The following is a 12208-nucleotide window of genomic DNA, read 5'->3' as shown; positions in this document are numbered from 1 at the left end:
GAACGCGACCAAGCGCGCCCTCCCGGCGCGGAGGCGACGCCCTGCGGGTCGATGCCCTCCGATGGCGTTCTCCCCTCGCTGGCGATTTAGGGCTGCGACACGACCGACGCGGCGCTCGTGTGTACGAGCGCCGCAGTTGATGGGTCTGCGGCCGTTCAGTATCCGACCCCGCGCACGCCGCCCGCCGCCCGGATCGACTCGCCCGTGACCCAGTGCGAGTCCTCCGACGCAAGAAACACCGCGACCGGCGCAATGTCTTCAGGCTCCCCGAAGCGGCCGAGCGGCGTGCCTGCGACCAGCTTCTCGCCGAATTCGCCGGCGAAGTTGCCGTCTGTGGCGGGCGTGTTCGTATGGCCTGGCAGGATGGAGTTCACTCGGATGCCCCGAGCTCCAAGCTCGCGGGCCAGCGCGAACGTCATCGTATCGACGGCCCCCTTAGTCGCCGCGTAGACGCTGGATGCGAGGTAGGGGTCGGTGCTCAGGATCGAGCTGATGTTAATGATGCTGCCGCCGGCCGGGCCGAAGTGCTTCAGCGCCTCGCGGACCGCCAGGAAGTAGCCGAGAACGTTGACGTCGAACTGTTTGTGGAAAGCGTCCTCGGTCATGTCGGCGACCATTTCGAACACCGCGACGCCCGCGTTGTTCACCAGCACGTCCAGCTTGCCGTGATCGGCCTTCACGCGGTCGAAGAGGCGCACGACGTCGGACGACTTGCTCATATCGGCCTGGACGGCGACCGCCGTCCCGCCCGCCGCCTCGATCGACGCTGCGACGGCGTCGGCGCCCTGCTTGCTCTTCACGTAGTTCACGACGACCGAGGCACCTTCCGCGCCGAGCGCCTTGGCGATGCCTGCGCCGATGCCGCTCGACGCGCCGGTCACGACGGCGACTTTCCCGTTCAGCTTCATGATGGATTTTTCCTTGGATGGGCGAGTTGCGAAGTCCGGCCTCGTCGTCGATCCTGAAGTGGGGCGAGGCGACCCCGCTTGCGTGCCGCATCCTCGCGCATCCTTGCCTATTCCTTCCATCGCGCTTGTGAAGCGCCGGGCGCTTCCCACCTCCCGGACATGAATGACGCGATGGACGAGCTGCGCCGCATTGTCATGCGCGCGGGCGACACATGGACTGCGACCGGGTTGCCTCGCGTGTCGATGGTCCGCGCCGAGGCCTGCTCGGACCAAGTCTATGAGCCGATGCTCCACCTCGTCCTGCAGGGCGCGAAGAGCCTGTCCGTCGGGGACCGGGTCCTTGGCTTCGAGGAGGCGACTTACTTCGTCGTCCCCGTCGACCTCCCGGCCATCGGACAGGTCAGTTCGGACCGGCCGGGCCGGCCATATCTCGCGCTCAGCTTGGCTTTGGATCCCGCCACCATCGCCACCGTGCTGTCCGACGCCGACAGGACGTCAGCTGACCGCAACGCGGCGTCGTTCAAGGCCTCGAAGGCCACTCCCGAGCTGATAGACGCATGGCTCCGTCTCATGAGGCTGATGGACCAGCCTGACGAGGCGCAGGTGCTTGCGCCTCTGATTGAGCGCGAGATCCTCTTCCGCGTCCTGCAGGGGCCACAGGGCGACGTGCTGCGCGAGATGGCGCGTGCCGACAGCCGCTGGGCGCAGGTACGCCGCGCGATCGACTGGATCCGGGCGCATTTCGCCGAGCCCTTCCGGGTGGAGCCCCTTGCAACGACGGTGGGCATGAGCGTGGCGACCTTTTACCGCCACTTCAGGGCGGTCACGGCGATGACGCCGATCCAGTACCAGAAGCGGCTGCGCCTACTGAAGGCAAGGAGGATGCTGCTGTTCGAGCCTCGCGACGCCGCGGCGATCGCCTTCTCGGTCGGCTACGAGAGCCCCTCGCAGTTCAGCCGAGAATACGCGCGCATGTTCGGCATGCCGCCGGTCCGCGACGTCGAGCGCTTCAAGCCGCCGCCGGGCAGCGTGAACTCCGATCAGCTACCGCCCCGTGCGCTTGAGCATCTCCGAGGGATGTAGAGGCACGAGGCGAAGGGGTCCGCTTTCGGCGAATGCATCATCGTCCGCTCCTGGCGGATTGCGTTGAAGAAGTCGGTTGCTTGGCGGGGCATCCGAGCTGACGGCCGGAAGACGAGCGGCCTTTCCTCTTTTCAGGCCGGGATCGGGCTCGGCGCTAGGACCATCTTTGCGAGCTTCCTGAGGTTTTGGGCGGTGGCGGCGAGCAGGAACTCGTCCCGGGCTCCGCACGGCCCTCGAAGCCTTAGACGGTCGAGCCGCAGGATGCGCTTCAGGTGCGCGAACAGCATCTCGACCTTCTTCCGCTCACGCCGGGAGGCCGTGTAGGCGTCGGTCTTCGCAATGTCCCTCGCCATGTCGCGAGCGCCCTCGTGGATCGAGCGAGGGATCTTCCGGGCCGGCGCGTTTGGGCAGCACTGCGGTTTCAGGGAGCAGGCGTCGCAGTCGAACTTGCTCGCGCGGTAGCGCATCATGCCGTCGTCGTCGACGAGCGGAGCCGAGGTTCGGTAGACCCTCTGGCGAGGTCTCAGTTCGTTCCCGGCCGGGCAGGTGTAAAGATCGCGGGCGTGGTCATAGGGGAAGTCCGAACGGCTGAACGTGCCGTCGGTCCGAGCGCTCTTGTCGAACACCGGGATGTGCGGCTCGATCCCGCGCTCATGCACCAGCCAGGCGAGCATCTCGGCCGCACCATAGGCGCTGTCGGCTGCGAGCCGCTCGGGCCAGAGCCCGAAGCGGTCCTGGGTCCGGTTGATCATGGTACGGGCCGAGCCGACCTCGGCCTGCCGGATGGCGCGGCTGGGCTCGACGTCGACGATCACCGCGTGGTCGAGGTCGATCAGGTAGTTGGTGGCGTAGGCGAAGAAGGCGTGGCCCTTGTGTGCGCCGGTCCACTGCGCGGCCGGATCCGACCGCGAGACGAACTTCGGCGTCGTCGGGCTCGCCGCGCCCCAGGCCGCATTGTCGAGCGTGTCGAGGTACTCGCGGACTGCGCGCCGCGTCGCGGCCAACTCTTCCCAGTCGACCTCGTCCGTGCCTTCCGCCGAGCGCTGACGGTTGGCGTCGGCCCGGATCAGGCTGGCGTCGACCGCGAAGCCGTCGCCGCCCACAAGCCCCTCAGCCATGCAGCGCCGGACGACCGTCTCGAACAGCTTGCGCAGCAGGTCGCTGTCGCGGAAGCGGCCATGACGGTTCTTCGAGAAGGTCGAGTGGTCCGGCACGTCGCCGTCGAGGCCGAGCCCGCAGAACCAGCGATAGGCGAGGTTCAGATGAACCTCCTCGCACAACCGCCGCTCAGACCGGACGCCGAAGCAGTAGCCGACCAGCAGCATCCGGATCAGCAGCTCAGGGTCGATCGAAGGACGCCCGATCGAGCTATAGAAGGGAGCCAGATCCCGCCGCACCTCTGACAGGTCGACGAACCGGTCGATCGCCCTCAGCAGGTGATCTTGCGGCACATGCCGCTCGAGAGAGAACTCATAGAACAGCGCCGCTTGGTCGACTTGCCGCTCGCCCATCATCGCCGCCGCCCTCCGCTCATAGAGCGAAGTGAATCAGCGACGCTGCATCGCTTCAATGGCCGAGTTTTTCAACGGAATCGACCCATTGCGGACGGCCGGAAGGTCGCTCAACCGCAACCACCGACAGATGTCGGGCAGCCGGGGCCTATGCCTAAGGGCTGACACTCCGGCTTTCACTGCCTGCCGACCGCGGTTCTTCGGTGCGAACTTCGTCGGCGGTTTCTATGCGGCGGCACCTGCCGTGAGGGTCAGCTCATGGTCGAGTCCATCGAGCGGGATCAGTACGCCGTCGTCGGCCCGATCGAGCGATGCTCCGTCGAGGGTGCACCGCCAGGGCTTGTCGTCGGCAGCCTCAGGCCGCTGCACCCTTAACCGGTAGACCGTGGCGCCAATTGTTAGGGTCGCCTCGAACCCAGCCCACGACGGCGGGATCACCGGCGCTATGCGCAGATGTTCGCCTTCGCGGGTGACGCCAAGAATTCCCTCGAGTCCCGCGCGGTACATCCACGCGGCGGAACCCGTGTACCAGGTCCAGCCGCCGCGTCCGACATGCGGCGCGACGGAATAGACGTCGGCCGCCAGCACGTAGGGCTCGACCTTGTAGCGCTCGGTCCCCGCGCCATCGAGCGCGTGGTTGATCGGGTTCAGCAGGGCGAACAGGCCATGGGCCCTGGCTCCGTCGCCGAGCTTGGCGAAGGCGAGGATCGACCACATCGCGGCGTGGGAGTACTGCCCGCCGTTCTCTCGCAGGCCCGCCGGATAGCCCTTGATGTAGCCGGGATCGTGCGGGGTCGAGACGAACGGCGGCGCGAACAGCACCGCGACGCCGTCCTCGCGCCGGATCAGCCGTTCGTCGACCGACGCCATCGCGCGGGCCGCCCGTTCCGGGTCGGCGGCGCCGGACAGAACCGCCCAGGACTGCGCGATCTGGTCGATGCGGCATTCGTCGCTGTCGGCCGATCCCAGCCACGTCCCGTCGTCGAAGGTCGCGCGGCGGTACCAGTCGCCGTCCCAGGCCTCGCGTTCGATCGCGGCGCGCACGCTTTCGGCGTGGGCTCGCCAGCGCGCGGCGCGCTCCGGATCGCGGCTCGCGGCGAGCGGCGCAAACAGGGCGACCGTGCGGACGAACAGCCAGCCGAGCCAGACGCTCTCGCCCCGTCCGCCCTCGCCGACGCGGTTCATGCCGTCGTTCCAGTCGCCCGAGCCCATCAGCGGCAGGCCATGCGATCCGGTGAGTTCGACGCACTGGTCGAGGCCGCGCGCGCAATGCTCGAACAGCGAGGCGCGTTCGTCCGACGCCATCGGCTGGAAGAAGGCGTCGTGCTCGCCGGCTTTCAGCAGGGGCCCTTCGAGGAAGCTCGTCTCCTCGTCGAGGACTGCGGCGTCGCCGGAGGTCGCGACGTAGGTCGCGGCGGCGTAGGCCAGCCAGACCCGGTCGTCGGAGATCCGCGTGCGCACCCCCTGGCCCGAGTGCGGCAGCCACCAATGCTGCACGTCGCCTTCCGGGAACTGGCGGCTTGCGGCGCGCAGCAGGTGGCTGCGCGTCTCCGCCGGATCGATCAGCGACAGCGCCATGCCGTCCTGCATCTGGTCGCGGAACCCGTAGGCGCCGCTCGCTTGATAGAAGCCCGAACGCGCCCAGATGCGGCACGCGAGCGCCTGATAGAGCAGCCAGCCGTTGAGCATGATGTCCATCGCGCGGTCCGGCGTGCGGACCTGAACGGCTCCCAGCCGCGCTCTCCAGCCATCTGCGACCTCCGCCAGCACGGCGTCGAGGTCGGCGGCGCGGTAGCGGCGCACGAGCGCGCGCGCGTCCTCCTCTGAGCGGCATTGACCCAGGAACCAGACGATCTCGACGCTTTCGTCGATTTTGAGCGCGACGCTGGTCGAGAGCGCCGCGCAGGGGTCGAGCCCGGCGCCGGTCGCGCCGGAGAGCGGCCGGTCGCGGAACAGCGCGGCCGGCGCTTCGGGACCGCCGTTGCGGCCAAGGAACTCACCGCGGTCGGCCGTGAAGCCGGTCTGGCGGCCGGAAAGGTCGGCGAAGGCGACGCGGCCGGGAAACGTCGAACCCCAGGGATTGCGCGCGAACAGCGCGCCGGTGTCACGATCGACCTCGGTCGTCACGAACGGCGCGGACGGTCCGCGGGCGGTCCCGAGAGCCCACTCGGCGAACGCCGTCACGGACACGCGCCGCGGACGGCCGGACGTGTTCCGAAGCGTTAGCCGGGAGATCTTGATCGGGTCGGCCGGAGCCACGAACTGCGTGAGCTCGAGGGCGACGCCATGCGCCTCGTGCTCGAAGCGGCTGGAGCCGAAGCGATGCCGCGCGACGTAGAGTCCGCCGTCGCAGATCGGCTGCGCGGTCGGAGTCCAGACGTCGCCGGTCTCCTCGTCGCGGACGTAGATCGCCTCGCCGGCCGGGTCCATCACCGGGTCGTTCGACCAGGGCGTCAGCTGGTTCTCGCGGCTGTTCTCCGACCAGGTCGAGCCGCTGCCGCCGGCCGAGACCTGGAAGCCGAACGCCGGATTGGCGATCACGTTGATCCATGGCGCCGGCGTCGTGCGGCCGCCGTCGAGCACGACGACATATTCGCGGCCGTTGTCGCCAAAGCCGCCGAGCCCGTTGAAGAACTCGAGCCCGTTGGTCGCCGGGGCGCGCTGCGCGGCCGTGCTGGTCGCCGCCGGCGTCTTGCGTGGCGCAGGCGCGGCGAACGGCGCGGGGCCGAGAAGCCGCAGCATCTTCGCCGCGATCGGACCGCGTCGGGCCGTCAGAGTGACCCGCGCGACCGAGACCAGGAGGGCGAGGGCCTCGGTCGGGAGCAGGTCGGCGCGCAAGGTGTAGACCGAACCCAGCGCCGCCGCGTCGCCAAGCCGCGGCCGCGACTGGCTGCTGCGGACGGCGGTGTCGATCGCGATCTGCAGGTCCTGGAGGTAGGACGAGGCGTGCTCGTTGATGATGATGAGATCGATCGAAATCCGCTTCATCCGCCAGTACTCATGGGCCCGCAACAACTGATGGACCTGGGCCATGTCCTCGACGTCGTCGATCCGCAGCACGACGATCGGCAGATCGCCGGAGATCGCGTAGGGCCAGAGCCCGGACTGGGGACCGGCGCCCCGGACGATCGCGTCTGACGCGGCCCGGAAGCGCGCGTCCGGGTAAAGCAGCGGCGCCGCAAGCCGCTGGAAGTCGGCGGCCTCGTCGGCGCTCACGTCGAGATGACGAAGCTGCACCTGGGCCTGCGTCCAGGCGAGCGTCTTGGCCCGGTCGAACGCGCTGCGGTCGTGATGCGTGTCGACGAGGTCGAGCAGCTCCTCGCGCGCGTTCGCCACGACGGTCCAGAACGCGACGCGCGCCTGGCCTCCGGCCGGAACCACCACCCGGCGCCGGATGGCGAACACCGGGTCGAGCACGGCGCCCACGGTGTTCGAGAGCGGCCGGGAGGCGTTGCGCGCGAAGGCCTCGGCGGGCGCGAGGCTGCGTCCGAGGAATGTCGCGCGATCGGTCTCGTACCCGGGATCGGCGGACTCGGCGCCTTCCACGACCGCGAAGTGCGCCGCGCAGATCGCCGCCTCGCCGTTCGCCCGCGGCCGGCGCGTGGCCACCAGCGCGCCGAACTCGGGCAGATGCTCGGTCACGACGAACAGCTTGGCGAAGGCCGGATGCGCGGCGTCGGCGGCGGGAGGCGCCAGCACGATCTCGGAGTAAGACGTCAGGTCGATCTCGAAGGGAGTCCGGCCGGCGTTGGTCAGCGTGACCCGCCGCACCTCGCCGTCGACCTCTCCCGAGACGATCGTCTCCATGATGGTCGTCAGCGGCCCGTCGCGACGGATGAAGCTCGCCTGGTCCTCGCCGAACACAACCTCCTGGTGGTCCGCGGCCGACTTGAGCGGCTGCGCTGCGGCCGACCAGATCCGGCCGGTCGCGACGTCGCGCAGCGTCACGAAGGACCCGAGGTCGTCGCGCGTGGCGTCGCCGCGCCAGCGGGTCACCGCAAGATCGCGCCAGCGGCTGTAGCCGGCGCCTTCGGCGGTCAACATGACGGCGTAGCGGCCGTTCGAGAGCACATGCGTCACCGGAGCGCCGCCGGCGGACGGCGTCACATGCCGCAGGACCGAGGCCGTCACGACCTGTTCTGGCGAGGCCCTGACCTCATCGGCCCGCGACTGGAGGACTGCGACGTCCCGCGGCATGCGCTCCTGCATCAGCAGGTCACAGGCCTGGATCATCGGCTCGCGATGGAAGCGCGCGCGCATCCGGCCCTCATGCAGGACGTTCGCGAGGGACACGATCGTCATTCCCTGGTGATGGGCCATGAAGGTGCGCACGATCGCGACGCTCGCGCCCTGGGGCAGACGCGTGCGGGTGAAGTCGATCGCGTCGTAGAACCCATAGCGGCCGCTCGCGCCGAGCGCGGCGAGACGGGCGAAGTTCGCCAGCGCGCCCTGCGGGTCCACCATGGCGGCGAGCGCGGTCGCGTAAGGCGCGAACACGGCGTTCTCGGCGAGGCCCCGCTTCAGCCCGAGGCCCGGCACGCCGAAGTTCAGATACTGGTAGGTGAACTCGAGATCGCGGGCGTTGTAGGCCGACTCCGAAACGCCCCACGGAACCCCGAGCGACCTTCCGTACTCCTGCTGGCGCCGAACGATCAGGCGGTTGGTCTGCTCGAGCAGGCTGCCGGCCGGCGCGCGCATGACGAGCGACGGCATCAGATACTCGAACATCGAGCCCGACCAGGAGATCAGCGCGGAGGCGCCGCCGACCGGGGTCGCGGTGCGGCCGAGACGGAACCAGTGCCGCGTCGGGGCGTCGCCCTTGGCGATGGCGAACAGGCTGGCGAGGCGCGCCTCGGAGGCGAGCAGGTCGTAGCAGCTCGTGTCCAGGCGGTTGTCCGGCAGCAGGTAGCCGATCGACAGAAGCTTGCGTTCCGGATCGAGCAGGAACGCGAAATCCATCGCCAGAGCGGTGTCCCGCGCCTCCGCGGCGATCGCGGCCGCCCTCCGCCCGAGCGCAGAGGCGGGGCTTTCGGACGCGTCGTTCCTGGCGTGCTCGGCGACTGCGCGCGCGAACGCCCTGATCCAGAACACGAAGTCCGAGGCTCCCCCCGACGCTTCCGGCGGCGCGTCGCCCGCGAGCTTCAGCACCTTGGCGGCGAGCCGCGTCAAAGCGGGCGCGAGCGTCGGGATCGCGACGCCGCCCTTCAGCTGGGCGTCGATCTCGTCGAGCAGCGCGGCGATCCGCCCGGCGTGAGCGTCCTTTCCCGACGCGAGCGTGGCGAGGCTCCGGCGGGCCAGGGCGAGGTTGTCGGCGAGCCCCCGCCGCACCGAAGGCGCGGCGGGCTCCCCGGCCCACTCCTCGCAGGCGTTGGCGAGCGCGATGAGGTGCCCCGCCAGGTTTCCGCTGTCGACCGTCGAGACATAGGCCGGGATGAGAGGTTCGAGGTCTTCGGTCCCGTACCAGTTCAGGAAGTGCCCGCGATGGCGCTCGAGCTTTCGAAGCGACGCGAAGGTCGCCTCGAGCCGGTCGAGCGTCTCGGCCGTGCCGGCCCAGCCGAAGTCGCGCGCCGCCACCGCCGACAGCAGGTAGAGCCCGATGTTGGTCGGCGAGGTGCGCCGCGCGATGACCGGACGGGGGTCTTCCTGGAAGTTGTCCGGCGGCAGCATGTTGTCGGCCGGCGTCACGAAGGTCTCGAAAAACCGCCACGTCCTGCGGGCGATCAACCGAAGTTCGCGCGCGTCGTCGGGCGAGACCGCGAGATCCGACGGGACGCTCGGCGCGCAGCTCGACCAGCGCGCGATCGCGGGCGCCGCCGCCCACAGTGCGGCGAACGGCAGGATCAACGCCCAGGCCCCCGGCGCAAGCGCAAGGCAGAGGGCCGCGAGCCCAAGCCCGAGGCCGGTCCCGCCCGCCATCATCCGGTAGAAGCCGCCCACGCTCAGGCGCGGAGCGGCGGTCGACTGCGCGGCCGTCGTCCATTCGAGCAGCAGACGGCGGGTCCGGAACACGCGGTCGAGCGTGCGCGCGATCGCGTCGCCCGCGCGCCACGCCTGATCCGGCAGGAAGGCGAGCGACAGGCCGATCTGCGTCGCGGTGAGCCTGAGGTCGCCCAGCAGCACGCGGTTGTGGGCGCCGAGATGGATCCCCGCCCGACCCGGCACGACCGTGAAGACCACGTGAAGCGCCGTCGGGATGGCGAGCGCCAGGACGAGGAACAGCACGCCCCATGCGGCCGCGCTCGCCGGCGCGAGCCAGCACGCGCCGAGCGTCGCCAGCGCCGCGGGCGCGAGAAGCGAGCGGCGCAGATTGTCGAGCATCTTGCCGCGGCCGACGGCCGGCAGGCCGCCGACGCCCTGCCCGACGCCCAACACCCACGGGAGCAACTGCCAGTCGCCGCGCGTCCAGCGGTGCTGCCGCCGCGCCGCGACGTCGTAGCGGGCCGGGAAATCCTCGATCAACTCGACGTCGGATGCGAGCCCTGCGCGCGCGAAGACGCCCTCGAACAAATCGTGGCTCAGCATCGCGTTGTCGGGCGTGCGGCCCGCGAGCGCCGCCTCGAAGGCGTCGACGTCGTAGATGCCCTTGCCGGTGTAGGATCCCTCGCCGAACAGGTCCTGATAGACGTCCGAGACGGCGGCCGCGTAGGGATCGACGCCCCCGGGCGCCGAGAACGCCCGCTGGTAGGCCGAGCCTTCCTGTCCGATGGGCAGGGATGGCGTCACGCGCGGTTGAAGGATGCCGTAGCCGCCGACCACGCGTCTTCCGGCGGGATCGAAGCTCGGCCGGTTCAGCGGATGCGCCATCTTACCGATCAGGCGGCTGGCGGCGTCGCGCGGCAGGCGGGTGTCCGCGTCGAGGGTGATGACGTAGCGCACGTCCGGCGGGACCCGCGGCGGACGTCCGTCGACGGATATGAAGGTCGTATCGGTCGCGCCGCGCAGCAGCCGGTTCAGCTCGTGCAGCTTGCCGCGCTTGCGCTCCCAGCCCATCCACACGCCCTCGGCGGCGTTGAACACGCGACGGCGATGAAGCAGCAGGAAGCGGTCGCCGGCCGGCGCCGGGCCGTGCGTCGCGTTCAGCCGCGCGATCGCGACGGCGGCCGATGTGAGCGACGCCGCGTCACTGTCGAGGCTCTCGCGGTCCGCGTCGACGCCGTCGAGGACGATGGCGAACGACATGTCGCCACGGCCGCCCGCAAGAAAATGCACTTCGAGGCGCGCGATCTGCTCGGCGAGGTCGGCGTCGCCGGTGAGCAGGGTCGGCATCACGACCAGGGTCCGCAGCTCAGGCGGCACGCCGCCGGAGAGATCGAGCCCGGGCAGCGCGTTCGCCCCGAAGCTCCAGCCGATCAGGCGGTTGACGAGCGCTCTCGCGACCTCGGTCGCGGGAATGACGCCGAGCAGAGCCACAACCAGCGGCCAGATCACTCCGCCTCCCGCCGAGACCATCGCCCAGACGACGCCGCCGAGCAGCGCGGCCGAGACCAGGAGGATCGCGCCGACATAGCCGCCGATGCCGAGCCGGATGCTGAACCGGTTCAGCCACAGCCGCGGCGACGCGCGGAAGCCGATCGTCCGTTCAAGCTCCGGGCGACCTTCGGCGATCAGGTGGAAGCCAGGATCGCGGACGCGCTCCGCTTCAGCCGAAGGCTCCGCCCCGTCGGGCCGCGACGCCGCGAGAGCCGCATCGGCGACCTCGAGCTCGCTGGCGGACGAGCCGCGCGCGAGTTGCTCGATCGCGCTGCGGTAGAGATTGCGGGTCGCAAAATCCATCGCCGCGAAATCGCTTTCGCGCCGCAGCCGCTCGTCCACCAGGCTGACGCTTTCGAACAGCTCCGCCCAGTCGATGTCGGAAATCAGCCGCATGCTGGTGATCACGTTCCGGATCGTGACGTTCGACGCGCCCTGGCGCATCTGGGCGTGCCGGACGGACTCGTCGATCGACGACCCCTGCAGCGTCAACCGCTGGTCCAGCCATTCCAGCGCCGGATTGGTGCGTGGGTCCTGATCGCGCAATCGTTTTGCGAGCTGGGCGGCGAACAGCTCGGAGACCGGGCCGGACGCGCGCGTGACGATGTCGGCGTCGAGCGCGGACTGCGCGCCGCCGGACGCCAGAAGCCGGTTCGCGAGGCCTTCGGCGTCGGCGCGCGCCGTGCGGGCGACGCTGATCTGATCGGCGAGCCTCCGGAGATTTTCGATCAGGACGATGCGGATCGTGATCGCCACCGCCCACAGCTCGCCGATCGTGAGCGGCTGCACCCGCTGATAGGCGGCGACGAAACGCGTGAGGATCTCGGGATCGAAGTGACTGTCGGTGTGGGCGACGTAGGCCCAGGCGAGCCCAAATACGCGCGGATAGCCGACGAACGGCCCCCCTGAAAGCTTCGGCAGCTGGCGGTAATACCCCCCCGGCAGATCTTCGCGGATCTCGCGGATCTGGTCTTCCACGAGGTGGTAATTGTCGAGCAGCCACTCGGCCGCGGGTGTGACGCCACGCCCACCCTCAAGCTCCGCGGCGCTGGTCTTGTAGGCAGCGAGCAGCGTGGCGGCGTTCTCATCCAGCCGGTCACGCAGTGATCGCACGCGCAGCGGCTTGGCGGTGACGTGCTGGGCCGCAGCAAGCGTCGCGGCGTGCTGCTCGAGGCGCTCCGCCCCGAACAGCTCCTCGCGCACTGGCGAACGATCGGTCCACACCCCTTCGGACAT

General features: G+C 69.8%; 4 protein-coding genes. 1 reads left to right on the top strand and 3 read right to left on the bottom strand.

Going from position 1 to position 12208, the window contains the following annotated elements; genetic code table 11:
- Positions 1-155: 155 nt before the first annotated feature.
- Complete coding sequence (locus K244_RS0100280) at positions 156-908, bottom strand: glucose 1-dehydrogenase (RefSeq protein WP_020184233.1); 753 nt, start codon at positions 906-908, stop codon at positions 156-158.
- 159 nt (positions 909-1067) lie between these two features.
- Between K244_RS0100280 and K244_RS0100275 the strand changes: the two genes are divergently transcribed.
- On the top strand, positions 1068-1991 hold the full coding sequence (locus K244_RS0100275; protein ID WP_020184232.1) for an AraC family transcriptional regulator: 924 nt from the start codon (positions 1068-1070) through the stop codon (positions 1989-1991).
- 131 nt (positions 1992-2122) lie between these two features.
- Here K244_RS0100275 and K244_RS0100270 read toward each other — a convergent pair whose 3' ends face one another.
- Together K244_RS0100270 and K244_RS0100265 are read right to left on the bottom strand one after the other, a co-directional pair.
- On the bottom strand, positions 2123-3505 hold the full coding sequence (locus tag K244_RS0100270; RefSeq protein ID WP_020184231.1) for an IS1182 family transposase: 1383 nt from the start codon (positions 3503-3505) through the stop codon (positions 2123-2125).
- Between the two features lie 222 nt (positions 3506-3727).
- Positions 3728-12208 carry a glucoamylase family protein gene (locus K244_RS0100265; protein ID WP_245259717.1) on the bottom strand — a complete coding sequence of 2827 codons (8481 nt, stop codon included), beginning with the start codon at positions 12206-12208 and terminating at the stop codon, positions 3728-3730.

It is taken from the genome of Methylopila sp. 73B (assembly GCF_000526315.1).
In the GTDB taxonomy this organism is placed as follows: domain Bacteria; phylum Pseudomonadota; class Alphaproteobacteria; order Rhizobiales; family Methylopilaceae; genus Methylopila.
This window is presented reverse-complemented; position numbering and strand designations above follow the sequence as displayed.

What these genes read in the sequence shown, in the direction of transcription:
- K244_RS0100265 (WP_245259717.1), bottom strand. Translation starts at nt 12,208, where the DNA reads ATGTCCGAAGGGGTGTGGACCGATCGTTCGCCAGTGCGCGAGGAGCTG.
- K244_RS0100275 (WP_020184232.1), top strand. Translation starts at nt 1,068, where the DNA reads ATGAATGACGCGATGGACGAGCTGCGCCGCATTGTCATGCGCGCGGGC.
- K244_RS0100280 (WP_020184233.1), bottom strand. Translation starts at nt 908, where the DNA reads ATGAAGCTGAACGGGAAAGTCGCCGTCGTGACCGGCGCGTCGAGCGGC.
- K244_RS0100270 (WP_020184231.1), bottom strand. Translation starts at nt 3,505, where the DNA reads ATGATGGGCGAGCGGCAAGTCGACCAAGCGGCGCTGTTCTATGAGTTC.